This window comes from Olsenella uli (genome assembly GCF_901212655.1).
Lineage (GTDB): Bacteria > Actinomycetota > Coriobacteriia > Coriobacteriales > Atopobiaceae > Parolsenella > Parolsenella uli_A.
On sequence record NZ_CAAKON010000020.1, the window covers coordinates 58,547 to 83,980 of the forward strand.

27 protein-coding genes are annotated in these 25,434 nt (G+C 67.3%); 4 read left to right on the top strand and 23 right to left on the bottom strand.

Features of this window, described 5'->3' with window-relative positions; genetic code table 11:
* Positions 1 to 75 precede the first annotated feature (75 nt).
* From tsf to rplS, 9 genes are all read right to left on the bottom strand, one after another.
* Complete coding sequence (gene tsf / locus EFAMC2_RS02855) at positions 76 to 951, bottom strand: translation elongation factor Ts (RefSeq protein WP_154026799.1); 876 nt, start codon at positions 949 to 951, stop codon at positions 76 to 78.
* Between the two features lie 115 nt (positions 952 to 1,066).
* Positions 1,067 to 1,822: a 30S ribosomal protein S2 gene (rpsB, locus tag EFAMC2_RS02860; RefSeq protein ID WP_154026801.1), complete on the bottom strand. Its 756-nt coding sequence runs from the start codon at positions 1,820 to 1,822 to the stop codon at positions 1,067 to 1,069.
* 171 nt (positions 1,823 to 1,993) lie between these two features.
* Complete coding sequence (locus tag EFAMC2_RS02865) at positions 1,994 to 3,070, bottom strand: tyrosine recombinase XerC (RefSeq protein WP_261980009.1); 1,077 nt, start codon at positions 3,068 to 3,070, stop codon at positions 1,994 to 1,996.
* Positions 3,051 to 4,379: a methylenetetrahydrofolate--tRNA-(uracil(54)-C(5))-methyltransferase (FADH(2)-oxidizing) TrmFO gene (gene trmFO / locus EFAMC2_RS02870; protein WP_154026803.1), complete on the bottom strand. Its 1,329-nt coding sequence runs from the start codon at positions 4,377 to 4,379 to the stop codon at positions 3,051 to 3,053. The genes EFAMC2_RS02865 and trmFO overlap by 20 nt, the downstream gene beginning before the upstream one ends.
* 31 nt (positions 4,380 to 4,410) lie before the next feature.
* Positions 4,411 to 5,337 (bottom strand): DNA-processing protein DprA, encoded by a 927-nt coding sequence (locus tag EFAMC2_RS02875; RefSeq protein ID WP_154026805.1) that lies wholly within the window; start codon positions 5,335 to 5,337, stop codon positions 4,411 to 4,413.
* Positions 5,327 to 6,850: a YifB family Mg chelatase-like AAA ATPase gene (locus EFAMC2_RS02880; RefSeq protein ID WP_154026807.1), complete on the bottom strand. Its 1,524-nt coding sequence runs from the start codon at positions 6,848 to 6,850 to the stop codon at positions 5,327 to 5,329. Before EFAMC2_RS02880 ends, EFAMC2_RS02875 begins: the two co-directional genes overlap by 11 nt.
* Positions 6,850 to 7,260, bottom strand: a complete 411-nt coding sequence (locus EFAMC2_RS02885; RefSeq protein ID WP_154026809.1) for a YraN family protein — start codon at positions 7,258 to 7,260, stop codon at positions 6,850 to 6,852. The genes EFAMC2_RS02880 and EFAMC2_RS02885 overlap by 1 nt, the downstream gene beginning before the upstream one ends.
* Positions 7,261 to 7,353: 93 nt before the next feature.
* On the bottom strand, positions 7,354 to 8,145 hold the full coding sequence (locus EFAMC2_RS02890; protein ID WP_154026811.1) for a ribonuclease HII: 792 nt from the start codon (positions 8,143 to 8,145) through the stop codon (positions 7,354 to 7,356).
* Positions 8,146 to 8,209: 64 nt separating this feature from the next.
* Positions 8,210 to 8,554: a 50S ribosomal protein L19 gene (gene rplS / locus EFAMC2_RS02895; RefSeq protein ID WP_073294688.1), complete on the bottom strand. Its 345-nt coding sequence runs from the start codon at positions 8,552 to 8,554 to the stop codon at positions 8,210 to 8,212.
* Positions 8,555 to 8,818: 264 nt separating this feature from the next.
* Here rplS and yhbY point away from each other — a divergent pair, with 264 nt between their 5' ends.
* On the top strand, positions 8,819 to 9,118 hold the full coding sequence (gene yhbY, locus EFAMC2_RS02900; protein WP_154026813.1) for a ribosome assembly RNA-binding protein YhbY: 300 nt from the start codon (positions 8,819 to 8,821) through the stop codon (positions 9,116 to 9,118).
* Positions 9,119 to 9,272: 154 nt separating this feature from the next.
* Here yhbY and EFAMC2_RS02905 read toward each other — a convergent pair whose 3' ends face one another.
* From EFAMC2_RS02905 to rpsP, 8 genes are all read right to left on the bottom strand, one after another.
* Positions 9,273 to 10,121 (bottom strand): kinase/pyrophosphorylase, encoded by an 849-nt coding sequence (locus EFAMC2_RS02905; protein ID WP_187325111.1) that lies wholly within the window; start codon positions 10,119 to 10,121, stop codon positions 9,273 to 9,275.
* A 210-nt stretch (positions 10,122 to 10,331) separates the two neighbouring features.
* The gene (gene glyS, locus EFAMC2_RS02910; RefSeq protein ID WP_154026817.1) at positions 10,332 to 12,425 is read right to left on the bottom strand and encodes a glycine--tRNA ligase subunit beta; all 2,094 of its coding nucleotides are present in this window, start codon (positions 12,423 to 12,425) and stop codon (positions 10,332 to 10,334) included.
* A complete protein-coding gene (locus tag EFAMC2_RS02915; RefSeq protein ID WP_154026819.1) occupies positions 12,426 to 13,352 on the bottom strand; it encodes a glycine--tRNA ligase subunit alpha in 927 nt (308 codons plus the stop codon). It lies immediately after the preceding gene.
* Between the two features lie 100 nt (positions 13,353 to 13,452).
* On the bottom strand, positions 13,453 to 14,013 hold the full coding sequence (lepB, locus tag EFAMC2_RS02920) for a signal peptidase I (protein ID WP_154026821.1): 561 nt from the start codon (positions 14,011 to 14,013) through the stop codon (positions 13,453 to 13,455).
* Entirely contained in the window at positions 14,014 to 14,760 is a 747-nt protein-coding gene (gene trmD / locus EFAMC2_RS02925; protein ID WP_154027185.1) for a tRNA (guanosine(37)-N1)-methyltransferase TrmD, read from the bottom strand.
* Positions 14,761 to 14,767: 7 nt separating this feature from the next.
* On the bottom strand, positions 14,768 to 15,304 hold the full coding sequence (locus EFAMC2_RS02930) for a ribosome maturation factor RimM (protein ID WP_154026823.1): 537 nt from the start codon (positions 15,302 to 15,304) through the stop codon (positions 14,768 to 14,770).
* Positions 15,305 to 15,307: 3 nt separating this feature from the next.
* Positions 15,308 to 15,604 carry a KH domain-containing protein gene (locus tag EFAMC2_RS02935; RefSeq protein WP_154026825.1) on the bottom strand — a complete coding sequence of 99 codons (297 nt, stop codon included), beginning with the start codon at positions 15,602 to 15,604 and terminating at the stop codon, positions 15,308 to 15,310.
* Between the two features lie 3 nt (positions 15,605 to 15,607).
* Positions 15,608 to 15,952, bottom strand: a complete 345-nt coding sequence (gene rpsP, locus EFAMC2_RS02940; RefSeq protein ID WP_154026827.1) for a 30S ribosomal protein S16 — start codon at positions 15,950 to 15,952, stop codon at positions 15,608 to 15,610.
* Positions 15,953 to 16,187: 235 nt separating this feature from the next.
* Here rpsP and EFAMC2_RS02945 point away from each other — a divergent pair, with 235 nt between their 5' ends.
* From EFAMC2_RS02945 to dinB, 3 genes are read left to right on the top strand one after another with little or no spacing between them, the layout of a single operon-like run.
* On the top strand, positions 16,188 to 16,862 hold the full coding sequence (locus EFAMC2_RS02945; protein WP_154026828.1) for a response regulator transcription factor: 675 nt from the start codon (positions 16,188 to 16,190) through the stop codon (positions 16,860 to 16,862).
* 3 nt (positions 16,863 to 16,865) lie between these two features.
* Positions 16,866 to 18,152 (top strand): sensor histidine kinase, encoded by a 1,287-nt coding sequence (locus tag EFAMC2_RS02950; protein ID WP_154026829.1) that lies wholly within the window; start codon positions 16,866 to 16,868, stop codon positions 18,150 to 18,152.
* A gap of 1 nt (position 18,153) precedes the next feature.
* Entirely contained in the window at positions 18,154 to 19,431 is a 1,278-nt protein-coding gene (dinB, locus tag EFAMC2_RS02955) for a DNA polymerase IV (protein WP_154026830.1), read from the top strand.
* Positions 19,432 to 19,504: 73 nt separating this feature from the next.
* Here the strand turns inward: dinB and rsfS are convergent, their stop codons facing one another.
* The 6 genes from rsfS to obgE are packed head-to-tail and all read right to left on the bottom strand — an operon-like array spanning position 19,505 to position 25,316.
* Positions 19,505 to 19,924, bottom strand: a complete 420-nt coding sequence (gene rsfS, locus EFAMC2_RS02960; protein ID WP_261980013.1) for a ribosome silencing factor — start codon at positions 19,922 to 19,924, stop codon at positions 19,505 to 19,507.
* Positions 19,924 to 20,619, bottom strand: coding sequence for a bis(5'-nucleosyl)-tetraphosphatase (symmetrical) YqeK (gene yqeK, locus EFAMC2_RS02965; protein ID WP_261980014.1), 696 nt, complete (start codon positions 20,617 to 20,619; stop codon positions 19,924 to 19,926). Before yqeK ends, rsfS begins: the two co-directional genes overlap by 1 nt.
* A complete protein-coding gene (gene nadD / locus EFAMC2_RS02970; protein WP_154026831.1) occupies positions 20,616 to 21,380 on the bottom strand; it encodes a nicotinate-nucleotide adenylyltransferase in 765 nt (254 codons plus the stop codon). Before nadD ends, yqeK begins: the two co-directional genes overlap by 4 nt.
* Positions 21,377 to 22,648 (bottom strand): glutamate-5-semialdehyde dehydrogenase, encoded by a 1,272-nt coding sequence (locus tag EFAMC2_RS02975; RefSeq protein WP_154026833.1) that lies wholly within the window; start codon positions 22,646 to 22,648, stop codon positions 21,377 to 21,379. Before EFAMC2_RS02975 ends, nadD begins: the two co-directional genes overlap by 4 nt.
* 39 nt (positions 22,649 to 22,687) lie before the next feature.
* Complete coding sequence (proB, locus tag EFAMC2_RS02980; RefSeq protein WP_154026835.1) at positions 22,688 to 23,794, bottom strand: glutamate 5-kinase; 1,107 nt, start codon at positions 23,792 to 23,794, stop codon at positions 22,688 to 22,690.
* A gap of 1 nt (position 23,795) precedes the next feature.
* The gene (gene obgE, locus EFAMC2_RS02985) at positions 23,796 to 25,316 is read right to left on the bottom strand and encodes a GTPase ObgE (RefSeq protein WP_154026837.1); all 1,521 of its coding nucleotides are present in this window, start codon (positions 25,314 to 25,316) and stop codon (positions 23,796 to 23,798) included.
* Positions 25,317 to 25,434: the final 118 nt, after the last annotated feature.

A 25,434-nucleotide genomic window follows, 5' to 3' on the forward strand; every position in this document is an offset into this window, starting at 1 on the left:
GCAGAGGGGCCCGACGCACAATGCGCCGGGCCCCTCTCACAATGCAACTATGCGACGCTACCTTGCGAGGAGAACCTACTCGCCGAAGGTAAGGCGCCTGAAGGCAACAACCTCAATGGTGTCACCGAGCTCCTTGCCAACCTTCTCGGCATACTGGCGGATGGTGATGTCGCCATCCTTGATGAAGGCCTGCTCGGAGAGGACGGACTCGGCAAAGAACTTGTTGAGGCGACCCTCGGCGATCTTCTGCTGGATGGGCTCGGGCTTGCCGGACTCGGCGGCCTGGGCCTTGTAGATGCTCATCTCGTGCTCGACGACGTCGGCCGGGACATCCTCACGACGCGCGGAGATGGTGCCGGGGATGGCGGCAGCCTGCATGGCGCAGTCGTGGGCAAAGGTCTTGAAGGACTCGGCTTGGGCGGTCTCGGGCTTAGAGAAGGAGAACTCGACGACGGTGCCCACCTTGCCATTGGCGTGGACGTAGGTGCCAAAGGCGCCGTTCTCGACGGCGAGGCGCTCGAAGCGAGCAACCTTCATGTTCTCGCCCATGACGTGAATCATCTCGGTGAGGGCGGCCTCGACGGTCTCGTCCTGGGAGAACTCGGCAGCCTTGAGGGCCTCGACGTCAGCGGGGTTGGCCTTGGCGACAACGGCGGCGACGTTCTTGGCAAAGGCGGTGAACTTGGGGTTGGTGCCCACGAAGTCGGTCTCGCAGGTGACCTCGGCGAGAGCGGCGGTCTTGCCGTCCTCGGAGACATAGGCGGCGATGGTGCCCTCGTTGGTCTCGCGGCCAGCCTTCTTGACAGCCTTGGCCATGCCCATCTTGCGAAGGACGTCGACGGCCTTCTCGATGTCGCCATCGGCCTCGACGAGAGCCTTCTTGCACTCCATCATCGGGGAGTCGGTCATCTCGCGGAGCTGCTTGACGAGTGCGGCGGTAATCTGAGCCATGTGTGCCTCTCTCTCGACTTGGAACTTCAAATCAAACGAGTTCATTGTAACGGGGCGCCGCCCGAAGCGGACGACGCCCCACATTTCACCTTATGGGCTGTCGAAGGCCTTACGGCTACTCGGCGGCGGGAGCCTCGACGGCGGGGGTGGTGCTGCCCTTGGCCATCTCCTCGGCCGTGATCTGCTCCTTGCCGGTGCCGGCGAGAATGGCGTCGGCCACGAGCTCGGTCATGAGGGAGACGGAGCGGATGGCGTCGTCGTTGGCGGGAATGCCAAAGTCAACGACGTCGGGGTCGGAGTTGGTGTCGAGCAGGGCGACAACCGGGATGTGCAGGCGGTTGGCCTCGCGGATGGCGAGCTCCTCACGCTTGGAGTCGATGACGAAGAGGGCCTGCGGGAGCTGCTTGAGGTCGCGGACGCCACCGAGGTTGCGCTGCAGCTTCTCGAGCTCCTTGCCGAGCACGGCCTGCTCCTTCTTGGGGAGGGCGCTCATGCGGCCGTCCTCGACCATGGCCTCGAGCTCCTCCATGCGGCTGATGCGGGAGCGCATGGTCACGAAGTTCGTGAGCACGCCACCGAGCCAGCGCTGGTTGATGTAGGGCATGCCGCAGCGCTCGGCCTGGGTGGCGACGGGCTCCTGGGCCTGCTTCTTGGTGCCGACGAAGAGGACCTTGCCGCCCTTGGCAGCGGTCTCCTTCAGGAAGGTGTAGGCGCGGTCGGCGTCCATGATCGTCTGCTTGAGGTCGAGGATGTAGATGCCGTTGCGCTCGCCGAAGATGTACGGCTTCATCTTCGGGTTCCAACGACGGGTCTGGTGGCCATAGTGGCAACCGGCCTCAAGAAGGACGTTGAGATTAATCTTTACTGCCATGGTGCTACCTCTCTCGGTTGGCCTCCGCACTGGTCATCCCCGTAGGGCCACCCGGATGTCCGGGCACCGTGGCTTACGGGTCGCAGCGCGTGTGATGTAGTGCTGGCGATTGCACAGCGGTGATACAGATTACCATCCAGCCGCACACCGCGCAAGGGAATCTTTATGCACCTAAGCCATGCCGCGGGGGTGGGCCATGACCGCTGCCTCCCGGAGCCGGTCGCTCGTGAGGTGCGTGTAGATCTGCGTGGTGGAGAGGCTCTCGTGACCAAGCAGCTCCTGGACGCTCCTGAGGTCCGCGCCGCCGGCCAGGAGCTCCGTGGCGTACGTGTGCCTCACGGCGTGCGGCGTAAGGGATGGGTCGAGCCCCGCTGCGGCAACGAGCCGCGAGAACCGGGCCCTCAGGGAGTCGGCGGACATGCGGCGGCCGCGCCGGGATAGGAAGAGCGCCGCAGACGGGCAGGACGCGCCCGCGCGGGCAAGCGAGGGCCTCCCCTCCTCCAGGTAGGCTCGGGTAGCCGCGAGGGCGCGTTCGTACACCGGAACGATGCGCTCCTTGGACCCCTTTCCGAAGAGTCGCACCTGGCCCTGGGCAAAGTCGACGTCGGCAACGTCGAGGCCCGACGCCTCTGAGACACGCGCGCCGGTGGCGTAGAGCAGCTCCACCATGCAGGCGTCCCTCACGCCCACCTCGTCCAAGCCGCAGCACGAGATGAGCAGCCGCACGTCGGCGTCCGTCATGGTCTTTGGCAGCCGCTTGGGAAGGTGGGGGCTCGAGACGACCGCGGCGGCGTCCTCGTTGGCATACCCCCTTCTGAGCAGCCATTTGTAAAGCGCGCGCACCGCCGAGAGGTGGCGGTTGATGGTTGTCGTCGCATAGCCGGCGCGTGAGAGCCCCCCGAGCCAGCCCCTCAGCTCGCGATGCTCGACCACCAGCGGGTTCACGCCCGCCCGCCTCGCCCAGTCCGAGAACTCGGAGAGGTCGGTCGCATAGGCCCTCACCGTGTTCGGGGAGAGGTTTCTCACCTCCCCCTCATAGGAGAGGAACTCGGAGACGCGCAGGTCGAACTCATCCTGGGCAGCGCCCCGCAGCTCGCTTGCCGATAATACGCTCCCAAGAGATTCGCCCTCCGGAGCCTCGCCCACCGAGACGGCCCGAACCTCACGTCTGGCCCCGGGGCGCTCTGCCGCCGTAGCCTCGCTCCCCAGGCGCTCGCTCCCCAGGCGCTCACTCCCCAAAGAGGTCACGACGCTGCTCGAGATAGGCCGCAAGGTCGGCCAGCGCCCGGTCCGCATAGGCGGCATAGCGCTCGCGCTTCTTGAGACGGGGACCGCCGAGGGGCGGCACGATGCCAAAGTTGACGTGCATGGGCTGGTAGGGGCTCGTCTCGGGGCTGGTGGCATAGGACACCAGCGACCCAAAAGCGCCCGTGCGCGGCAGCTCCACCGGCGCCAGGCCCCTGAGGTCTGCGAAGGTGTTCAGGGCGGCGAGCAGGCCGGACGCGATGGCCTCCGTGTAGCCCTCGGTGCCCGTGATCTGGCCAGCGAGCCTCACCGTGGTGCCAGGCACCGCGAAGGTGCGGTCGAGGCAGCGCGGCGAGTCGACGAAGGAGTTGCGGTGCATGACGCCGTACCGGAAGAACTCGGCGTTCTCGAGGCCGGGGATCATGCGGAAGACACGGCGCTGCTCCGGCCACGTGAGGTTCGTCTGGAAGCCCACGAGATTGTAGGCGGTGCCCTCCGAGTTCTCGGGCCTCAGCTGCACGACGGCCCAGGGCCTGCGCCCGCTCCGCGGGTCAGTGAGGCCCACCGGCTTCATGGCCCCGTAGCGGGCGGCATCCAAGCCGGTGCGCGCCACCTCCTCGACGGGCTGGCAGGCGCAGAAGAGGTCGCTCTGCTCGAAGTCCTTCGCGACGACGCGTTCGGCACCCAGAAGCTCGCCGATGAACGCCTCGTACTCCGCCTTGTCCATAGGGCAGTTGAGGTAGTCTCCGGCCCCCTGCTCCTCGTAGCGTGACTGCGAGAAGACAACAGAGCGGTCGATGCTCTCGGCGTCGACGATAGGGGCGGCCGCGTCGAAGAACGAGAGCGAGGAGGAGCCCACGAGCTCGCGCAGCGCACCGGCAAGGGCGTCGGAGCACAGGGGGCCGGCGGCGATGACGCAGCGGCCTGCCGGCACCCCGGTGACCTCCTCGCGCACGACCTCGATCAAGGGAGAGGCCGCCACGAGCTCGCCCACGCGACGCGAGAAGTCCTCGCGGTCGACGGCAAGGGCGCCGCCCGCGGGCACCGCGGCCTCGCGGGCACACGCGAGCAGCTTGGACCCCATGCGGGAAAGCTCCTCCTTGAGCAGGCCAGCCGCGGAGTCGCGCCGCATGGACTTGAGTGAGTTCGAGCACACGAGCTCGGCGAGGCCGTCGGTGTGGTGCGCGGGCGAGCAATGAGCCGGCCGCTGCTCAAAGAGGCGCACGGGCACGCCGCGCGCCGCCAGCTGCAGCGCGCACTCAGACCCCGCAAGCCCGCCGCCAACAACCGTAACCTTCTCGCACGAATCCATGAAGCCTCCCTTGGGCACACGCCCGCTCGAATCAACGTTCCCTATTCTGCCCCAGCAGCAGCCCCTTCGACGCCACGAATCTCCCGTCGGGCAGCTGCTCCACGCTTCCCATGGCCTCGTGCTCGGACACGAGTGCAAGGGTCGCGGGTATGTCGAGCGACATGAGCCCGGCGATCTCCTCTAGCCCCAGGGGGCTTGCCACGAGCGCGTCCAGCAGCTTGCCATGGCCCTCTGCCCGCTCCTGAGAAACGAGCCTGAGCCTGCCATAGTCGAGCGCGATGAGGCCCTCGAGGGCCTGCTCGTCCACGACGATGGCAGCCCCGGACTCGATGAGCCAGTTCGTGCCGCGCGACATCGGCGACATGATCGACCCGGGCACCGCATAGACCCTCCTGCCGAGCTCGGCCGCGGTCGTGGCCGTGCCAAACGTTCCCGAGGGCCTTCCGGCCTCGCAGACCACCAGTGACTGGGAAAGCGCCGCTATGGCCCGGTTCCTGTTGACGAACGTCCAGCGCGTAGGGGGCGTGCCCCAACGCTCTATGGAGACGACGCACCCACCGGCCTCGACCGCGCGGCAGAAGAGGTCGTCGCTCGACCTGGGATACAGCTGGTCCGCACCGCAGCCGGGAATCACGACGGTGACGCCCCCGGCGTCGAGGGCCGCCGTGCCCGCCTCCTGGTCGCAGCCGACGGCGCCGCCCGAGACCACCGTGACCCCGCACTCGGCCGAGACGCGCCCCGCCATCCTCGCGCAGGCGAGCCCATAGGGCGTCGCCTTCCTGGCGCCAACGATTGACACGCAGTCGCCGAGCAGCACCTTCGGGTCACCGACGCCGCGAAGCACCGGCGCATGGCTCTCAAGGTCAAGCAGGGACTTGGGATAGCCCTCGTCCGAGGGGGCAAGCTCCCACCGCTCAGACCTTGCAACAAGCACGCCGTAGCGCTCCTTAGGCCGCATGGTCCCCATCTCCCCCGATTCGGATTCTGTAGGCACAGGCCTCGGCCACGTCCGCAGGCTCCACCAACTCGCGCTCCGAGAGGTCCGCGATGGTTCTGGCGACGCGGGCAGTCCGCGAGATCGCCCTGCCGCCGAGGCAGAGCCGCTCGGCCAGGCGCTCGAGCATCGAGGCCGCCTCGGGCGTCAGGCGGCAGGCCCTCACGCCGCCAGCGGCAGAGTCCTCGCCGTCTCTGGCCTGCCGCCAGGAGGCGAAGGTGCGCGCGGACAAGACGGCCTCGCGCATCTTGGAAGACGGCGTGCCGGAGGCCCCCTCAATCACGCGGCCCGCAGCCGGGCGCGCCACGTTGACGAACACGTCGATGCGGTCCAGGAGGGCACCTCCAATGCGCCCCTGGTAGCGCATGACCTCCGCAGGGGTGCACCGGCACGGGTGCCCACGGTCGCCGCTGTGACCGCACGGGCAGGGGTTTGCGGCGGCAATCAACTGAAAGCGACTCGGAAAGGTATACTTGGAGTCGGCGCGCACGATGCTCACCTCCCCATCCTCCATAGGCTGCCTGAGGGCCTGGAGCACCATGGGGGCAAACTCAGGGAGCTCGTCAAGAAATAGGACGCCCCGGTGCGCAAGAGAGGCCTCGCCGGGCGTAACCGGGCTTCCCCCGCCGACGAGCCCCGCACGGGTGACGGAGTGGTGCGGGGCACGAAAGGGCCTGATGCCGCGCGCGAGGGAGTCGAGCGGCAGCGAGCAGATGGAGTGTATGAGCATGGACTCGAGCCGAGCCTCGTCATCCAGCTCGGGCAATATGGACGGCATCCGCCTCGCCAGCATGGTCTTGCCGGCACCCGGCGGCCCCATCATGAGCAGGCCATGCCCGCCTGCGGCGGCCACCACGAAGGCGCGCTTGGCCGCCTCCTGGTCAACGACGTCCTCGTAGTCGAGCCCCGGCTCGGCGCACGGGCCCGGCGGCTCATGGAAAACGTTGCCCTGGGCGCCGTCGAGCTCGGAGACGCCGAGCCTCAGCTGAGACAGGTCGTCGAGCACAAGCGGGGCCCTGACGCCAGAGACGCCCGTGGCCGAAGATGCGAGCTCAGGCGCCCCCACAAGGGCAAGCGCCTGGTCACGGGCCAGAAGCGCATAGGCCATGGCGCCGCGAACCTCACAGACGGAGCCGTTGAGTCCGAGCTCCCCCACAAACATGCACCCGTCGAGCCCGGAGACGGGAATCTGGCCGGTGGCCCCAAGGATGCCGATGGCTATGGGCAGGTCCATGCCAGTGCCGGTCTTCTTCACGTCACTCGGGGCGAGGTTGACGGTGACGTGCAGACGGGGAATCTCGAAACCGCAGGTCCTGAGAGCACAGCGAATTCTGGACCGGGCCTCGAGCACTGCGGAGTCGGGCATGCCGACGACCGTCATTCCCGGAATGCCACCAGACAGGTCTACCTCGACGGTAACCGGGAGCGCCTCCATGCCCCGCAGCGTGGCAGCATGGACGGAAAAGACGGAGCCCATCACCGCTCACCCGCCAGCCACACGTTCTTTGTGTAATGGACCTTGGCCACGCGGGCGCCCTCGGCCTCGATGAGGCAGACGCCGGCGACGTCAAAGCGAAGGCCTGGGACCTCGGGGTGCACCACGAGGTAGGCGGCTGCGAGCTGCTGATATCTCCCAAGCTTGTCGGAGTCGACGGCAAGCTCGGGCACGGGAAGGGGCCCTCCGAGCGAGACCCGGGTCTTGACCTCGACGAGCGCCACCTCGCCCTCGTCCAAGACGATGAGGTCGACCTCGCCGATACGGCAACGCCAGTTCCTCTCGATGACGCTCGTCCCCGCCGCCTCGAGCATGCGGGCACACGCGTCCTCGCCGATGCGCCCAACCTCCCTGGCAGAAAGCGCGCCCAGCGACCCAGCCATGACCTCCATACGCACCCCTTTCGACTACGGTTTGGGGGCAAGCATGGCAAAGGCGTCAAACGTGTTTGGGTGCCAGCGCAAACAGAAACCCGACACCGCAGCTCAGAAGAGGCGAGCGGTCTCCAAAAAGTTTTGACAGAAGCTCGCTCGATGCACCGGGGTCAGGCCGTGCGCGCGAATTGCCGCGATATGCTCGGGCGATGCATAGCCCTTAGACTCAGCGAGGTGATAGCCGGGGTATTGCTCGCCAAGCTCCACCATGATTTCGTCACGAGTGACCTTCGCGACGATGCTCGCCGCCGCAATGCACGCTATGCGGGCGTCCCCCTTCACGAGGGTTCGCTCCCTGGGATGCGCGTGAACGGGGTTGCCATCGATAAGCACCGCGTCGGGGTCTACCCCCGCATGCTCGATGGCGGCAGCCATGGCCCGCCTGAGGCAGGCCGACATGCCAAGCTCGTCGATCTCGGCCGGCGGGATGTGGCAGATGCCGATGGCCTCCGCAACCTGGTGGATGCGGGCGGAGAGCTCCTCGCGCCGCCTGGGCGTGAGCTGCTTGGAGTCATTGATGCCCCAGACGACGGGGTCATCCGGCAGGGCCACCGCGCAGACCGTGAGCGGGCCCGCCACCGAGCCCCTTCCCACCTCGTCAACGCCCAGCACGATGCCCTCCCCGCCCATCTCGCGCATCAGGGCGTACATGCCCAGGACGCGCTCGCGCTCGGCGCGCTCGCGCTCGAGCCTCCTGCCGGCAACCTCGATGGCTCGGCGCACCTGGGCGCGGGGATCGTCGCGCCAGCGCTCGATGAGCGAGGGCAGCGCCTCGGCCGAGGCGTCGGCAAGCGTGGCCGCGATCTCGCGGGCGGTTCCGGGATGTGGGGTCTTTGATGGCATAGCCTCTCCAAACGAAAGGGCCGCCCCCGTGAGGAGACGGCCCTGTCCGAGCATGCTCTGTGCGCTAGTCGCGCTTCTCGCGGATGCGAGCAGCCTTGCCCACGCGGTCGCGCAGGTAGAAGAGCTTGGCACGACGAACGTCACCGTGACGAACGACCTCGAGCTTGCCGATCTTCGGCGAGTGAAGCGGGAAGGTACGCTCGACGCCCACGCCGAAGGAAATCTTGCGGACGGTGAACGTCTCACGGGAGGAGCCACCGCTCATGCGGATGACGTCGCCCTCGAACACCTGGATGCGCTCGCGGTCGCCCTCCTTGATGCGGTAGTGCACCTTCACGTGGTCGCCAGGGATGACCGTGGGGATGTCCTCACGAATCTGCTGACGCTCGATGGCGCGAATGTAATCCATGCTGCTTTCCTTGTCTCTCTGTCCAGAGGTCCCGACGCCGCAGCGAACGGTACGTGGAGCTTGCACACAAGCGAGCAGTATACCGTCTCGGATTCTCCCTCACAAGGGCAAGATTGGCATCATCCGAAATGCACAGCCTGAGGCAATGCGTCGCCGAGAGACGCGCGGCAGGCAACCTAAGGTAGTATCTCGTATTCGGATGCGGCACAGCCGCGCAACACCCGGCCGCCCGCGCGGGCGGCCCCACACGAAAGCGAGACAACCATGGCACTTATCGGCAAGCAGGTCCGCCACCTGCGCAGCCTTGCCCATCACCTCGAGCCCGTCGTCTTCATCGGCAAGGCAGACGTCAACGAGGCCGTCGTGACGCAGGCCAACGAGGCGCTCGAGGCACGCGAGCTCATCAAGTGCAGCGTCCAGGACGGCTACCTCCTGTCCGCGCGCGACGCCGCGACGGACCTCGCATCCAAGACGAACGCGGAGGTGGTCCAGGTCATCGGCCACAAGTTCTCCCTCTACCGCAGGAGCGAGAAGCCGGGCATCGAGCACATCGAGCTCCCGTAGCCGCATCGCAGGCGATGCCTGGGCGCCTGGTCCCATGGGTCCACACGATAAGCCCCGGATGGCAGACACCTCGTGCCATCCGGGGCTTATCTCGTCAATAAACCACAGGCAGACCTTGGCAGCCTCAACTGCCAGGAAAGACCCTCGCGAAGAGCTACGCGGCCTCGATCCTCGAAAGGATATCTGCGGCGAGCTCCTCCACAGTCTTGCCGACGACGTCAAGCTGGACGCACCCAAGCGCTGCCATGGCCTTGGCCGCGGCAGCCTGCTCGTCCTCGATGCGAGCGAGGTCGACCGTTGGCGCCTCGGTGGCAGGGGCCCCGTTGGCCAGCTGACGCTTACGGCTCTGGGCAAGCACGTCGGAGGTGGTCACGAGACCAAAGACGCGGTTCTTGTCCACCTGGTCGAGCTCCGCAGGAAGAGCGTCAACGGCGTCGAGCGAGATGCTCGCGACGTTGTAGCCGAGGAAGGAGAGGTGCATGGCAAGCGGCGTCTTCGCAGAGCCCGTCAGGCCCACGAGCACGACATCTGCCTTCGGGAGGTCCTGCGGGTTCTTGCCGTTGTCGTGGTTGATGAAGAACTCCATGGCGTTAACGCGCTTGAGGTAGCGGGAGTCAACGGAGTGGTGCGCCGTGGCCTGGTTCTTCGGACGCTGGCCGGTAAGGCTCGCAAGAAGCTGGACCACGGGACCAAGGATGTCGATGGACACGATGCCTCGGCTGTTGAGGTCCGCCTTCACGGCATTCCTGAGCTGCGGGTCAACGATGGAGTGGAAAACGGCGGTGTTGACGAAGTCTTCCTCGTGCTCGTCGAAGTAGTCGCTCACGCACTCGAGCGCCACGATCTGCGCGAGGCGGACGATGCGGACCGAGCCCTCCTGGAACTGCGCGGCCGCGGCCAAGACGACATTGAGCGCGGAGTCACCGAGCGAGTCGGAAATGACGTAGACGACGGTGGCGTCGTCCTGGAGCTTGTCACCAAGCTGGTCGTACGTAACCTTCACGGAGCCCCTCCCTAGCGGCGATGATAGCAAAGCTAAGGCTCATAGTACTTCTTCGGGACGCACCAGAGCCCACGGAAGCCGACGAGCGGACAAAAAGATGGGGCGGGCGCCCGAGGCCGCCCCGCCCCTCGCGCCCAGCCGCCAAGGCCAAGGCATGAGAGACGGCGCGTCCGGGCGCCCGCCCAAACTTCAAAAGCTAATTGTCAGGCGCTACTTCCTCGCGAGCGCACCGATGTTGGCAACGCCGTCAAACACGTGAGAGAAGCGATTCAGGAGTCGCAGTCGGTTGTCGCGGACGCGCTCATCCTCATCCATGACGAGGACGTCGGTGAAGAAGCGGTCGATCGGCTCGCGAAGCGAGGCGAGCGCGGCAAGGGAGCCCTCGTAGTCGCCAGACCCCAGACGCTCAGAGACCGTCGCAGAGGCCTCGTCAACGGCACGCAGGAGCGCCTGCTCGGCATCGCCAAGAAGCGCCTCGTCGACCTCGAGACCCAGCTTGACGTCGCCGAGGTGCGCGGCGCGCGCGTAGGCGGTAGCGAGGTCGTCGAAAAGCTCGGGCTGACCGGCTCGCGCGTCCTCGAGGGCATGCGCGCGGTGCAGGAACTCCGCGGGATCAACGATGCCCGCCGCGGAGACGGCCTCGATGGTGTCGGGCGCGATGCCCTCGTCGCGCGCGATGGTGGCCAGACGGCCGGCAAAGAAGGCACGGACGTTGGCTGCTACCTCGTCGGCGTCGAACGAGAGCCCCTGCTCGGCGTAGGACGCGAGCGAGCGGCCGATGAGCTCCTCGAGGGCGCGCCCGGGGGCCTCGCGCAGCATCGCGATGACACCGATGGCGCTACGACGAACGGCGAACGGGTCGGAGGAGCCGGTGGGCGGCTGGTTGATGGCGAACATGCCGCAGATCGTGTCGAGCTTGTCGGACACGGCGACCGCGATGCCCACGGGGCCAGCCGGCAGCTCGTCACCGGCGAAGCGTGGACGGTACTGGTCGCGGATGGCCTCCGAGACCTCGGCGGGCTCGCCGGCGGCCGCGGCGTAGTAGCCGCCCATGACGCCCTGCTGGCTCGTGAACTCCACGACGGCCTGCGTCACGAGGTCTGCCTTGGCAAGCAGCGCGGCGCGCCCAGCCATCTGTGCGTGGGCCTCGTCCAGGCCCAGGGCCAGCGTAGCCACGGCGGGCGCGAGCCCCTCCATGCGGGAGGCCTTCTGGCGAACGGTGCCGAGCTTTTCCTGGAAGGTGACCTTATCCAGCTTGGGCAGATAGGCCTCGAGCGGCTCCTTCAGGTCCTCCTCGTAGAAGAACTTGGCGTCGTCCAGACGGGCACGGACCACGCGCTCGTTGCCGTCAACCACCGTCTCGGACACGGCGGGGTCGGCGTTGGAGACCACAACGAAGGCGCGCGTGAGCTTGCCGTCCTTGTCGTACGTCGGGAAGTAGCGCTGGTTGGAGAGCATCGACTCGCAGATGATCTCGTTGGGCACGGCGAGGAACTCCTCGTCGAAGTGGCCCACGAGCACGGTCGGCCACTCGCAGAGGTTCACGACCTCGTCAAAGACCTTCTTGGGCGTGTCGACGGTAACGCCGAGCTCGGCCTCGACCTTGGCGATGCCCTCGCGGATGACCTGCTCGCGGCGCTCGGCGCCGAGCACAAAGGCAGACTCGAGCACGGACTCGTACGCGGCAGGCTCGGCGACCACGTGGTCGCCGGCGCCGAGCACGCGGTGACCGCGCGTGATGTTGGAGCTCGTGACGTCCGCATAGGAGACAGGCACGACTTCGGCGCCGAGCAGGGCACAGATCCAGCGCACCGGACGCACGAAGGTAGCGTGCGTGGAGCCCCAGCGCTGGCTTCTGTAGTTGGGCCACTCGAGCGAGCCGATCACGCGCTCGGAGAGCTCGAAGAGGATCGGCATGGCAGGCTTGGAGGCTACGCTGCGCTCGGCGAATACGTACTCGCGCCCGTCCGTGTCCTCGCGGCGAACGAGGTCTGCGGCGGCCACCCCGCACTTGCGGGCAAAGCCCTCGGCGGCCTTCGTGGGGTTGCCGTCGGCGTCAAAGGCAATCTTGGCCGCGGGGCCGCGTCTCACCTCATGCACCTCGTCGGTGGCGACGGCAACGTCGGAGACGAGGGCGGCAAGGCGCCTCGGGCTCGAGACGACGCGCACGGCGCCGTGCGAGAGGCCGGCATCCCTAAGGCCGCCCTCCACGAGCTTGCCGAGCTGCTTCACGGCATTGTTGAGCGGCGCGGAGGGCATCTCCTCGCAGCCGATCTCGAGCAGGAAGTCACGGGTCTCTGCCATCTAGGCCACCTCCCCCTTCTTGGCGGTCTCGTCGGTCTTGCCATCGGCCTCGCTCGAGGCGACGCTGGCCAGGTAGCACTCGCAGGCGGCCTTGGCCAGCGTGCGGACGCGAAGGATGTAGTGGGCGCGCTCCGTGGCGGAGAGGGCGCCTCGGGAGTCGAGCAGGTTGAAGGCGTGGCTGCACTTGAGCACGCAGTCGTAGCCGGGCAGCGGCAGGTTGGCGTCGAGGCAGGCATGGCACTCGCGCTCGTAATCGTCGAACTTCTGGCGCATCATCTCGACGTTGGCAACCTCGAAGTTGTAGGCGGAGAACTCGCGCTCGTTCTCGAGGAACACGTCACCGTAGGTCATGGGGGTGCCGTCGGGCAGGTAGCTCCAGACGAGGTCGTAGACGCTCGTCACGCCCTGGGCGTACATGGCGATGCGCTCGAGGCCGTAGGTGATCTCGACGGGAACCGGATCGCACTCGATGCCGCCAACCTGCTGGAAGTACGTGAACTGGGTGACCTCCATGCCATCAAGCCAGACCTCCCAGCCAAGGCCCCAGGCGCCGAGCGTGGGGCTCTCCCAGTCGTCCTCGACGAAGCGGACGTCATGCTTGGCGGGGTCGAGGCCGATGGCCGCCAGGGACCCAAGGTAGAGGTCCTGCGAGTCGGCAGGGCTCGGCTTGATGAGCACCTGGAACTGGTAGTAGTGCTGGAGACGGTTGGGGTTCTCGCCATAGCGACCGTCGGCGGGGCGGCGGCACGGCTGCGGGTAGCAGGTGCGCCAGGGCGCCTTGCCAAGAGAGCGCAGCAGGGTGGCCGTATGGAACGTGCCCGCGCCAACCTCGGAGTCATACGGCTGCATCACGGTGCAACCGTGCCCAGCCCAGTAGTGCTCGAGGGCCAAGATCATGTCCTGGAACGTAAGAGCCTTTTCGCTCATCCTTCCTTGCCTTCCTCCTCACGGCCCACACGTGGGCACTGTGCGTATACGGAGACGGCCGCGATGGGCGCGGCCGAGGGATGCTGCTTATGAAACGTGCCTACAGGGTGCCAATGTCAGAGAGCGGCCAGAACTTGAAGACGGCATGTGACGTGATGCTTGCGATGGGCACCGCTCCGAAGTACCGGGAGTCGAGAGAGTTCGTTCGATTGTCCCCCATCACCCACACGCAGCCCTCAGGCACGGTATAGGGAAAGGAGACGTCCTCGTCGAGCGACGCCGCATGCCCAGAGAGGGGCTCGGAGGGCTTGCCCTCCGTGTAGGGCTCATCGAGCACGCTGCCATCCACCACCACGTGGCCATCGCGGAGCTCGACCGTCTGGCCAGCCGTGGCGATGACACGCTTGATGAGAATCTGGGAGGAGTCCTTCGGGTCAACGAAGGTGACGATCTCGCCCGCCTCGGGCGTCCTCGTGCGATAGGAGAGCTTCTCGCCGATGACGCGGTCGCCAACCATCAGGGTGTCGGTCATGGACTTGGACGGGATGACGAAGGGCTCGCAGACGAAGGCCCTCAGCAGAAGGGCGACCACAAGGGCGCCCGCGACAATGGTCACGAGCTGAAGCACGTCGGCAAATCCCCCGCGCGCAGATCGGCCCATCTAGCAATCCCCCCTCGCGTCCTGCCCCATGAGTCTTCGGGCCAGGTCTCGTTCCTCATCAGAGAGCTCGGCTGCGGCCAGCAGGTCTGGCCTCCACCGTGCAGTGCGCTCCACGGCGCTCTTGCGCCTCCAGGCGTCCACGGCCGCGTGGTCCCCGGAGAGCAGCACGTCCGGCACGGACAGGCCCTCGTAGGTGGCGGGCCTCGTGTACTGTGCGTACTCGAGCAGGCCCGCCGTCGAGAAGGACTCGTCGACCGGGCTCATCTCATCTCCCAGCGCCCCGGGCAAAAGCCTTACCACGGCATCGGTGACCACGAGCGCGGCGAGCTCGCCACCCGTGAGGACGTAGTCCCCCAGCGAGAGGCACTCGTCGGCAAGCGAGTACGCGCGCTCGTCCATGCCCTCGTAGCGACCGCAAACGAACAGGATACGCTCCTCGGCCGAGAGGCGCTCGGCGACGCGCTGCGTGAACGGCTCACCACAGGGCGTGAAGAAGACCACATGCGGACGGGGGCCCTCCGAGGCGATGTCCCGCACGGCCTCGAAGATCGGGGCGGGCTTCATAAGCATCCCCTGGCCACCCCCAAAGGGGGCGTCGTCCACGGTGCGGTGCCGGTCGTGCGTCCAGTCCCTCAGGTCATGGGCGCGAAAAGAGAAGATGCCCTTCGCCTGGGCACGCCCCATGATGGAGGCCGAGAGGTAGGGGTCGAACACGCCGGGAAACACCGAGAGGGACTCGACGGTCAGGCTCACGCTACTCCCCCTTCTCGGATGCCGCGTCTCCGGGCACCAGCCCCACAGGCACAGACGTACGAATCGGCCCATCCTCCGGAAGGTCGAGGACCATCTCCGGGACGGCCGGGACAAGCGACTCCCCGCGCTCGCCACGGATGACCCACACGTCGTTGGCAGGCCCCACCATGACCTCCTCGACCACACCGAGGGGCCCAAGCCTGTCATCGACGACCTCGCGGCCCACGATGCCCACAAGGTCCATCCAGGCGAAGCTCTCCGGAAGGTCGCCCTCGGCAGCAAGCAGGTACTTGCCGGCAAGCTCGCGCGCCTCCCCGAGGTCATTGACGTTCGAGAGGCGCACGAGCTGGCCCGTCTCGGAGTCCCTGACGTCGGAGACGACGTGCCAGCGCGAGCCCTTCAATGCGGGAGGCACCACCGCGACGCTCAGGCCATCGGACAAAAGAGGGGGAAGGCCGTCGACGGGAACCGCCACGACCTCCCCCTTTGTCCCATGCGCCTTGGCAACACGGGCAATGCGCCTATAGTCGGCAGCCACGGGCTACCCCAAGACCTCGACGTCGACAGAAGTGCCGACGCGCTGACCCAGGGCCCTGGCAATGGTGCGAATCGCCTTGATCTGACGACCGTGACGCCCAATCACCTTGCCGGCATCGTCTGCTGCGCACTCGATCTCGATGAGCGTGCCGTCCTCACGGTCGGTCACGTCAAGAGAGACGGCATTCTCGTCATCCACAAGACCGCAGACGATGAGCTCCACCAGGTCCGCGATGCGGTCGCTCGGCAGCTCCTCTGCGCTCTGCTCGGACTCGGGAGCCTTCTGCTCCTCAGCGCACATGCGCTACTCGGCGCTCTCGGCCTCGGCGGCAGCGGCCTCGGCAGCGGCGGCAGCCTTGGCAGCGGCCTTCTTGGAGAGCTTCTGCTTCTTCTCAGGAGCCGGCTTGTCACCCTCGCGCGCGATGTCGATGAGGTGACCCACCGTACCGGAGGGCTGGGCGCCCTTGGAAATCCACTCGTCAATCTTCTCGAGGTCGAGCGTGATCGTCTTCGGGGTGGTCAGCGGGTTGTAGCGGCCGACCTCCTCGATGTAACGACCATCGCGGGGCATGCGGCTATCAGCGACGACGACGCGATAGTACGGGCGCTTCTTGGCGCCGTGACGGGCCAGACGGATCTTGACTGCCAATGAAAACTCCTCCATACGAGCGGCGCGAGCATGAGTTGGCGTGGCGCCGCAAAGCCATAAAGCGGCTGTCTATATTACGACAACGCCCAAAAAGATTGAAGGGAAGATTTCAAAGGCGGCGAGATTTGCGCCGCAACGTGGAAATTGCGTGGCGGAGCCGCATTTTCAGGAACCTTCAGAGCCACTTCAGCGCCGTTCGTAGAATGAGGGGCAACTCCGTGAGAAAGAGGCTTCCATGAACATATTGGTAGTTGAGGACGAGCGCAACCTCGCCGACGCCATCTGCCACATCCTTGGCGAGAACGGCTACCAGACCGAGGCCGCCTACGACGGCAAGACCGGCCTCGCCTACGCGGAGAGCGGCCTGTACGATGCCGCCGTGCTCGACGTCATGCTTCCCGGCATGGACGGCTTCGAGATCGTCCGCACCCTGCGCAAGGCCGGCAACGGCCTGCCCGTCATGATGCTCACCGCCCGCGCCTCAACCGCCGACAAGGTCTCCGGCCTCGACTGCGGCGCCGACGACTACATGACCAAGCCCTTCGAGACCGACGAGCTGCTCGCCCGCGTGCGCGCCCTCACGCGCCGCACCGGCGAGGTGGTCATCGACGAGCTCGCCTTCGGCGACCTGATGCTCGACCTGAACACGCACGACCTCTCGTGTGCGGAGCGCCACGTGCACCTCTCCCAGAAGGAGTTCGAGGTCATGCGCATGCTCATGACGACGCCGGGGCGCATCGTCTCCAAGCGCGACCTGCTCACGCGCGTCTGGGGAACCGACGGGGAGACCAGCGAGAACTCGGCCGAGGCCTACGTAAGCTTCCTGCGCAAGAAGCTTACGCACGTCAAGTCCAAGGTGGAGATCACGACGCTGCGCATGCTGGGCTATCGTCTGGAGGAAATGGACTAGCCCATGCGCGTAGCGAACATCTTCGCCGCCAGCGGGCCCAAGGGCCGGGAGGGCGGCGTGCTCAAGAAGCTCAGAAGGCGACTCGTGGCCATCATCATGCTGCTCGTGGGCGGCATCATGATCGCGCTCATAGCATTTAGCTCGGCAAATGCCCAGGAATCCTTCATGGAGCTCGTCAACAGGTCCCTCGAGCGCGTGCTCAGCGAGCCGGGCGACTCGAGGCCGGGAGACTCGGGCGACGAGACGCTCGGCATGCAGCACCTGCCGGTGCTGTGGGTCGACGTCAGCTCGGATGGGGTCTGGCTCGGCACGAACCAGTCGCAGTTCTCCGTTGACGCAGACGCCCTACGCGCGTGCGTGAACGACGCCATCTCGTCCAGCGCCAGCGAGGGCCGGCTCACGGACGACCATCTCACCTGGAAGACCATCTCCTACGCCTACGGCTGGCGCATCGCCATCGCGGACACGTCGAGCATCGACGCCGCGCGCAACGCCCAAATCGTCGGCGACCTCGAGCTGGCAATCGCCGGCCTCGTGGCCCTCTTCCTCATCGCAAACCTCCTTGCCCGGTGGCTGCTGGGGCCGGTCGAGCGCGCATGGGAGCAGCAGCACCAGTTCGTGGCAGACGCCTCCCACGAGCTCAAGACCCCGCTCGCCGTCATCCTCGCGAACACGCAGATCCTCAAGGAGTCCTCAGAGGAGCTTCCCGAGGAGAGCCGGAGGTGGGTCAAGAGCACCGCGGACGAGGCCGAGCGCATGAAGGGGCTCGTCGAGGGCCTGCTCGAGCTCGCGCGGACCGAGGAGGGCGCGGGCAACGCCCGGCGCGACGAGGACGTGGACCTCTCCGGCATCACCGAGGGCGAGGCGCTGCAGTTCGACGCCGTGGCCTTTGAGCAGGGCTGCTCGATCGAGGCAAGCGTGGCCGAAGACCTGCACGTGAAGGGCGACCCAGACCAGCTCGAGCGCCTCGTGAAGACCCTGCTGGACAACGCCTGCAAGTACGCGGAGAGCGGCACGGAGGTCCTCGTCTCCCTCGAGCGTCAGGGGCAGGCGGCCGAGCTCTCCGTCACCAACCACGGCGCCCCGATCGATCCCGAGGACCTTCCCCACCTCTTCGACCGCTTCTACCGCTCTGACAAGGCGCGCGCAAGGGAGACCGGCGGCTTTGGGCTCGGGCTCGCCATCGCCAAGGGCATCGTCGAGAGCCACGGCGGAAAGATCTCGGTCACGAGCAGCCTCGAGGCGGGCACGCGCTTCGTCGTGCGGCTCCCGCTCATGGGCAGGTCCTGAGATGACCGGCGGGCTTGGAGGGACCACGGGGCCCGGGGGCCAGACCCCGTGGGAGGGCCCAGCGATCGGCCTGCTCGACCTTGACGCGTTCTTCGCGAGCGTCGAGCAGCTCGACAACCCCGAGTGGCGCGGCAAGCCCGTAATCGTGGGCGGCGACGCCGACCGCAGGGGCGTCGTCTCTACGGCGTCCTACGAGGCGCGGCGCTATGGGGTCCGATCCGCCATGCCCGCCGCCCAGGCTAAGCGCCTGTGCCCTAACGCCATCTGGACCCATGGACACTTCGACCGCTACCGGCAGCTGAGCTCGCAGGTCATGGACATACTCACAGACGAGACGCCTCGCGTGGAGCAGGTCTCCATCGACGAGGCGTTCTTTGACGTCACGCCCGGCCGCTTCTCGCGCGAGAGCCCCATCGACATCTGCCGGCGCGTCCAGGGCCGCGTCGCGAGGCTCGGCATCACCTGCTCGATCGGCCTCGGGGTATGCAAGACCGTGGCAAAGATTGCCTCCGAGGCCGAGAAGCCGCGAGGCATCACCGTGGTGATGCCGGGGACCGAGACGAGCTTTCTGGCCCCCTTGCCCGTTCGGGCCATGAGCGGCGTGGGCGCCGCAACCGAGGCGAGGCTCCTGCGGTTGGGCATCAAGACCCTGGGTCAGCTTGGCCGCGCCGACGAGGCCAAGCTCGCGGGCGCACTCGGGCAGGTGGGACCCGCCCTCAAGGCCCGAGCCGCCGGCGTCGAGCGCGCCCCCATAGGCGTCCGCGCCGCCCAGGGCGCCCCGAAGTCGGTCTCCAACGAGCGAACGTTTGCCAAGGACCTCAGCCAGGAGGCCGAGGTGCGCGCCGCCCTCGACGCCGTGGGCACCATGGTGGGCAGGAGGCTCAGGAGAAAGGGGCTCAGCGGGGTCACGGTCACCGTGCGCGTCAAGACGGACTTCCAGACCTCGAGGAGCGCGCAGGGGAGGCTCGAGGAGCCAACCGACGACGAGGCCGTGTTCGGACCCATGGCCCAGAGTCTGCTCGGCAAGATCTGGCACCCGGGAACGCCCGTGAGGCTCATCGGCGTGGGGGTGTCCGACTTCGAGCCGGCACTCCCGCGACAGCTCGACCTCTTTGCCGACCCCGCGGACGAGCGACGCATCGAGGCGCTGCGCCGGCTCCATCGGGCCACGGACGAGGTCCTCGACCGATTTGGGGACGGGGCCGTCTCCTATGGCAGGGACATCAAGCTCAGGGGATCGACCACCAACACGGCACCCCAGCACAAGGAGGACGCGTAGCACGAAGCTGCCCCCCGTCGCGAAGCGCAGACGGGCGGGCAGCTCAAAAAAAAGGGCGGCAGACGAGGGACAGCTAGGAAAGCTCGAGCCCAGCATCGACGCGGGGGGCATCGCCCCACAGGCGCTCGAGCCGATAGAACTCGCGCCCCTCGGGAGAGAAGGCGTGCAGGACAACCGCTCCGTAGTCCACGAGCACCCAGCGGCAGTCGTCGCGACCCTCGACGGACAGTGGGCTCAAGCCAAACTGGCCCCGGACTCGCTCCTCGACCTCGTCGACGACGGAGTCGATCAGGCGCGGGTTGGCACCCGTGCAGACGACGATGGCGTCGCACACGTCAGAGAGTCCCGCAAGGTCAAAAACGAGCACGTCCGTGGCCTTCTTCGCATCGGCCGCATGGGCGCAGGCGAGGGCAAGCGAGCGCCCGCGCGACTCTTGCTCTTGCCCGGTCTTTGCCATGCCGTCGTTCCGAGCCGTCGCGGCGTTGTCTGTCATCAGGCCTCCTTGCCCGCACGCCCCTTGCGAGCGAGCACGATTTCGTTGTAGATGGCGAGCGTCCCCGGATAGAGGTAGCGCCTCGTGTCTATCACATAGGTGATGCCGTCGGAGAAGCTCGTGAGGAACAGCTCCCCAAGCGCGGATGTGCCCACGAGGTTGCGCTGCCGCACGATGGCGGGGGCGGGCTTGCGCCTCGGCTCGATGCCGTCGGCAACGAAGACCACCATGTCAAGCGGGCTCATATGGGCATTGCCGAGCGTGTGCCGGTCGATGGCCTGCCACACGGCGGGGTCGACCTCCGGATAGCGACTCGGGAGCTCGCGCGCCGCTATCATGCCGTGCAGAAGCGGCTCGACGAGCTCGAGGTCCGCCCCGAGCTCGATGCCAAGCTCTCTCGCGCGCCCAATCGTCTGCTCGCGGGGTAGCGCCTTGGACCAGTCGTGCAGGATGCCTGCGATGCGCGCGAGGTAGGGGTCAACGCCGTAGAGCGCCGCCAGGCGCTCTGCCGTGAGGCCCACGGAGAGCGAGTGCAGCAGGCGCTTGGGCTTGCCCTGAAGCTGCACCGAGAGGTCGAGCTCGTAGCCGGCGATGCGCGCCGCCTCCGCCTCGGTGTAGGGCGCCGGGGAGTCCGGCATCCACGCCGGAACCCCCTCGTCCCACACCTGGGGTATGTTCGAGCAGAACTGGCTCATAGCAACGCTTCCCTTCCCATGCCTCCCAGGAGGCCCAGGGCGTCAGGCGCCACGTAGGAAGCCCGCGCGCCCTCATAGAGTCCGCGCTTCTCGACGAAGCCCACCACCGCGTCTGGCGTGAGGTAGCGCAGCGACTGCCCCGCGGCCACGCGCCCCCTGAGGTCGCTCGAAGAGATTGCCAGGGCCGGAACCTCGAGGTAGGTGACCTGGAAATCGATGCCGCTCGCGACGATGCGAGACCGGGCGCGCTCGAGGTCGTACCCCGGTCGCGTGGCCCCCACGAGCCGAGCCAGCTTGGCGATCCTGCCGGCGTCGCGCCAGGTGAGGATGTCGATGATGGCGTCCGCGCCCGTGATGAAGTAGAGCTCGACGTTTGCGGGATAGTGCCTGCGCAGTAGCTCGAGCGTGTCGACGGTGTAGGTGATGCCCACGCGGTCGACCTCGATGCGGCTCACGAGGAAACGCGGGTTGTCGGCCGTGGCGAGCAGGGCCATGTCATAGCGGTCCTCAGGCGAGGTGATGCGCCGGTCCTGCTTGAAGGCCGGGCTTCCGGCGGGAACGAACACGACGACGTCGAGCCCGAGGTCGACCGCCGCCTGCTCGGCCGCCACGAGGTGCCCGTTGTGGATGGGGTCGAAGGTACCGCCCATGATGCCCAGGCGATAGGTTCTGTTTGGATCTGCCCCAAGCGGCGGAAGGTCGCGGACGAGCTCGCGACCCCGGGCCCGCCCCGTGTTGGCGACGGCCTCGCTTACGCTCATGCGCGAACCTGGCCGGTGCCGCGCAGCAGGCACTTGGTGGTGGTGAGCGCCGAGGCGCCCATGGGGCCCCTGGCATGCAGCTTCTGCGTGGAGATGCCTATCTCGGCGCCGAGGCCGAACATCCCGCCGTCGGTGAAGCGCGTGCTGGCGTTCACATAGACCGCCGCGGCGTCCACGCGCGCCAGGAACTCGTCGGCGGCGAATACGTCTGAGGCGACGATGCACTCCGAGTGGTGCGTGGTGTAGCGGTTCACGTGGTCAATGGCCTCGTCGACGCCGTCGACCACCTTCACGGCCAGGTCAAGCGAGCCGTACTCGCACGCCCAATCCTGCTCGGTGGCGGCCACGTAGTCCTCGCCGCTCGCAAGGCCCTTGGCCTCGGCGGCCCTGACGGCAGCCTCGTCCCCGTGGACCGTAACGCCCCAGGAGGCGCAGGCGCTCACGAGCACGGGGAGGAACTCGTCGGCGATCTGGGAGTCCACGAGCACCGTCTCGATGGCGTTGCACACGCCGGGGCGCTGCGTCTTCGCGTTCTCGATGATGCGAACGGCCATGGCCTGGTCGGCGCTCGCGTGCACGTACACGTGGCAGTTGCCCTCGCCGGTCTGGATGACCGGAACCGTGGCCTGCTCGACGCAGGCGCGGATCAGGGAGTGGCCGCCCCTGGGGATGAGGACGTCCACAAGGCCGTTGGCGCGCATGAGCTCTGACGTCTCCGCCCTGTCCTGGCTCTCGATGAGCGTCGCGCAATCCGCGGGAAGGCCCGCCTGGGCAATCCCCTGCCGGCACGCCTCGGCCAGGGCCACGCAAGAGTCATGCGCCGCCGAGCCGCCCCGCAACACAACCGCGTTGCCCGAGCGGAGTGCCAGGCAGATGGCGTCGGCGGTCACGTTGGGGCGCGCCTCGTAGACCATGGCCACAACACCGAGGGGCACGCGGATGGTCGTGAGGCGCACGCCGGACTCGAGCGTGCGCCCTCCCACCACCTCGCCGATCGGGTCGTTCTGCGCGGCAACCTCGCGCATGCCGGAGATGATGCCGTCGATGCGTGCGTCATCGAGCATCAACCTGTCGAGCAAGGGCACAGGCATGCCGTTGGCCCTCGCGCGCTCCATGTCGCAGGCGTTGGCCGCGATGATGTGCGCCCTCCTGGCGTCGGCCGCGTCCGCGGCGGCCAGGATGGCCTCGCTCCTGTCATGCGCGCTCGCCTGCGCGAGCACGACGGAGGCCGCCTTCGCGGCCCGCGCCTTGACCAGTGCCTCCGACATGTCTTCCCCTTCCGTGGGCCCCCTTTGGGGACAGTGTAGCTAGAAGACGAGCAGCTCGTCGCGATGAATGGCCGGGCAGTCGGCGCGGTCTGGCATGAAGCGCGCTATGACGTCGAGTCTGAGTCCGTGGACCTTCCACAGCTCGTCGCTCGAGTAGCGCGAGATGCCGCGAGCGAGGAGCCTGCCGTCCCGGTCGAGAACGCTCACGGTGTCCCCCTCGTCGAAGTCTCCCTCGACGTGCGTGACACCCACCGGCAGCAGGGAGGCACCTCCCTTGAGCAGGGCGCGAGCGGCGCCCGCGTCAACCGTCACAGAGCCGCGCGAAAGGCCCGCGAGTCCGATCCAGAGCTTGCGCGCCTGCTCGTGGCCAGAACCCTCGGGACCCTCGAAGAGCGTGTGGCGGCCCTTGCCGTCAGCCGCGTTCACGAGGGCGTGGTCGCCCCTGCCGCGACAGATGACCATGGGGATGCCGGCCGCGATCATGGCACGGGCGGCGCGCACCTTCGTGGCCATGCCGCCGGTGCCAAAGGAACTGCCGGCGCCACCCGCCATGGCAACGATGTCGGTGTCCACACGCTCGACGCGCTCGATGAGATGGGCCGAGGGGTCGCTGTCGGGGTTTGCCGTGTACAGGCCATCGATGTCAGAGAGGATGACATAGAGGTCGGCATCGATGAGCGAGGCCACGATGGCGCCCAGCATGTCATTGTCGCCAAAGGAGAACTCGCGCACGCTCACCGTGTCGTTCTCGTTCACGATGGGTACCACGCCAAGGTCGAGAAGGCGCTCGAAGGTGTTGCGCGCGTTGAGGTAGCCCGTGCGGTCAACGACGTCGCCCCTCGTGAGCAAGACCTGCCCGCAGGCGGCGCCGTCCTCGGCCAGCACCTCGGCATAGCGCTCGATAAGGGTGGTCTGGCCAGCGGCGGCGCAGGCCTGAAGCGTGGGGATGTCACTCGGGCGCTCGGTGAGCCCGAGCAGCGACCTGCCCACCGCGGCGGCGCCGCTCGAGACGAGGACGACCCTGTCCCCACGTCGTCTGAGCTCGCAAATCTGCGCGCAAAGCGAACGGACGAAGGCCACGTCGAGCTCGCCGGCCTCATCCATGAGCGTCGACGAGCCAACCTTGGCAACGATGAGACGACCCATCCTACGCCTCGCCGCCCTCGTCAGACAAACCCTCGGCATCGGGTCCCTCTGCCCCCGCATCGCCGGAGGCCGCCTCGGACTCTTCGGGCGCGAGGTCGATGCCGGCGTCCTGGGCGATGTCTGCCACCGTAAGCACCTCGTCGTCGGCGTCGTCCTCGAAGACGGGCTCGTCCTCGTCGGGAAGCTCGGAGAACTCGTCCCGGGCGTCCTCGCCCTGGTACTCAAGGGCATAGCCGAGGATGCGCACCTCGTCGCCCGTCTTGCAGCCGGCCTTGGCAAGCGCCGAGTCGAGACCCATGCGGTCGAAGCGGTGCTGGAGGTAGGCCACGGCCTCCTCGTTCTCCCAGTCCGTTTTGATGACCATGCGTTCGATGACCGTGCCGTGCGCGCGCCACACGCCGCCGCCAAGGTTCTCCACCCTGATGGCGTTCTCCCTGCGCTGGCGGCGCTGCTCCCACAGCTCGTCTCGCACCGGGCCCTCGTCGAGTTCGCGCTCGCTGCGCAGCTGCGCCACGAGGCGGGCGCAGGCCACCTCGAGCGAGTCGATGCCGACGCCCGTGACGGCAGACACCGCGAAGAACTGGTGCCCGTCGGCGGCAGCGCGCTCCCTGAGTCTGGCCAGGGCCTCGGACGTCCCGGGCATGTCGCACTTGTTGGCAACGACCACCTGGGGACGCACCGCAAGCTCGGGCGCGTAGGCCGCAAGCTCGCGATTGATGGTCACGTAGTCCTCGATGGGGTCGCGGCCCTCATAGCCGCCCGTGAGGTCGACGACGTGCATGATGAGAGCCGTGCGCTCGATGTGACGGAGGAACTCGTGGCCAAGGCCCTTGCCCTCGCTCGCGCCTTCGATGAGGCCCGGGACATCTGCCGCGACGAACGAGCCGACGTTGCCGGCGCGCACCACGCCGAGGTTGGGGACGAGGGTCGTGAACGGGTAGTCGGCAATCTTGGGGCGCGCGGCGCTCATGCGCGCGATGAGAGAGCTCTTGCCCACGCTCGGCATGCCCACGAGGGCGGCGTCGGCCATGAGCTTCATCTCGAGCTCGATCCAGTGCTCGAAGGCGGGCTCGCCCTTCTCGGCAAAGGCGGGCGCCCTGCGCACGGAGGTCACAAAGTGGATGTTGCCTCTGCCGCCCGTGCCGCCGGGGCCCACGATGACGCGCTCCCCCGGTCTCGTGAGGTCGGCGACCTGGTAGAGGGGCTTCATGGTGTCGGGGTCGAGTTCGCTCACCACGGTGCCGCAGGGAACCTTGAGAACGAGGTCCTGGCCGTCGCGGCCATGCCTGCGCGCGCCCTGACCATGCGTGCCACGCTCGGCGCGGAAATGATGCTTGAAGCGATAGTCGATGAGCGAGGAGAGCTGCGGGTCGCACTCGAGGATGACGTTGCCACCGCGGCCGCCGTCACCGCCGTCGGGCCCACCCTTGGGCACGAAGGCCTCGCGCCTGAACGACATGCAGCCCGCCCCGCCGTCGCCACCCTTGACGTTGATGCGCGACACGTCGGTGAACTGAGACATGTGGTGCTCCTTATCCATGAGGTTTTGCGGCAGCGGGCAAGCCTGCTCCCGACCTATAAGAAAAGACCCTCGGCTAGCTGAGAGCCGAGGGTCCTGCAAAATCCCTGATGGGTGCGGG

Excerpts from the sequence above, each read along its gene's own strand:
- EFAMC2_RS02945 (WP_154026828.1), top strand. The coding sequence starts at position 16,188 with ATGAACATATTGGTAGTTGAGGACGAGCGCAACCTCGCCGACGCCATC.
- EFAMC2_RS02875 (WP_154026805.1), bottom strand. The coding sequence starts at position 5,337 with ATGCGGCCTAAGGAGCGCTACGGCGTGCTTGTTGCAAGGTCTGAGCGG.
- rsfS (WP_261980013.1), bottom strand. The coding sequence starts at position 19,924 with ATGACAGACAACGCCGCGACGGCTCGGAACGACGGCATGGCAAAGACC.
- nadD (WP_154026831.1), bottom strand. The coding sequence starts at position 21,380 with ATGAGCGTAAGCGAGGCCGTCGCCAACACGGGGCGGGCCCGGGGTCGC.
- yqeK (WP_261980014.1), bottom strand. The coding sequence starts at position 20,619 with ATGAGCCAGTTCTGCTCGAACATACCCCAGGTGTGGGACGAGGGGGTT.
- rplS (WP_073294688.1), bottom strand. The coding sequence starts at position 8,554 with ATGGATTACATTCGCGCCATCGAGCGTCAGCAGATTCGTGAGGACATC.
- EFAMC2_RS02950 (WP_154026829.1), top strand. The coding sequence starts at position 16,866 with ATGCGCGTAGCGAACATCTTCGCCGCCAGCGGGCCCAAGGGCCGGGAG.
- yhbY (WP_154026813.1), top strand. The coding sequence starts at position 8,819 with ATGGCACTTATCGGCAAGCAGGTCCGCCACCTGCGCAGCCTTGCCCAT.
- EFAMC2_RS02890 (WP_154026811.1), bottom strand. The coding sequence starts at position 8,145 with ATGCCATCAAAGACCCCACATCCCGGAACCGCCCGCGAGATCGCGGCC.
- proB (WP_154026835.1), bottom strand. The coding sequence starts at position 23,794 with ATGGGTCGTCTCATCGTTGCCAAGGTTGGCTCGTCGACGCTCATGGAT.
- dinB (WP_154026830.1), top strand. The coding sequence starts at position 18,154 with ATGACCGGCGGGCTTGGAGGGACCACGGGGCCCGGGGGCCAGACCCCG.
- EFAMC2_RS02880 (WP_154026807.1), bottom strand. The coding sequence starts at position 6,850 with ATGGGCTCCGTCTTTTCCGTCCATGCTGCCACGCTGCGGGGCATGGAG.
- rpsB (WP_154026801.1), bottom strand. The coding sequence starts at position 1,822 with ATGGCAGTAAAGATTAATCTCAACGTCCTTCTTGAGGCCGGTTGCCAC.
- glyS (WP_154026817.1), bottom strand. The coding sequence starts at position 12,425 with ATGGCAGAGACCCGTGACTTCCTGCTCGAGATCGGCTGCGAGGAGATG.
- EFAMC2_RS02975 (WP_154026833.1), bottom strand. The coding sequence starts at position 22,648 with ATGTCGGAGGCACTGGTCAAGGCGCGGGCCGCGAAGGCGGCCTCCGTC.
- EFAMC2_RS02935 (WP_154026825.1), bottom strand. The coding sequence starts at position 15,604 with ATGTGCGCTGAGGAGCAGAAGGCTCCCGAGTCCGAGCAGAGCGCAGAG.
- obgE (WP_154026837.1), bottom strand. The coding sequence starts at position 25,316 with ATGTCTCAGTTCACCGACGTGTCGCGCATCAACGTCAAGGGTGGCGAC.
- EFAMC2_RS02885 (WP_154026809.1), bottom strand. The coding sequence starts at position 7,260 with ATGGAGGTCATGGCTGGGTCGCTGGGCGCGCTTTCTGCCAGGGAGGTT.
- lepB (WP_154026821.1), bottom strand. The coding sequence starts at position 14,013 with ATGGGCCGATCTGCGCGCGGGGGATTTGCCGACGTGCTTCAGCTCGTG.
- trmFO (WP_154026803.1), bottom strand. The coding sequence starts at position 4,379 with ATGGATTCGTGCGAGAAGGTTACGGTTGTTGGCGGCGGGCTTGCGGGG.
- tsf (WP_154026799.1), bottom strand. The coding sequence starts at position 951 with ATGGCTCAGATTACCGCCGCACTCGTCAAGCAGCTCCGCGAGATGACC.
- EFAMC2_RS02915 (WP_154026819.1), bottom strand. The coding sequence starts at position 13,352 with ATGAGCGAAAAGGCTCTTACGTTCCAGGACATGATCTTGGCCCTCGAG.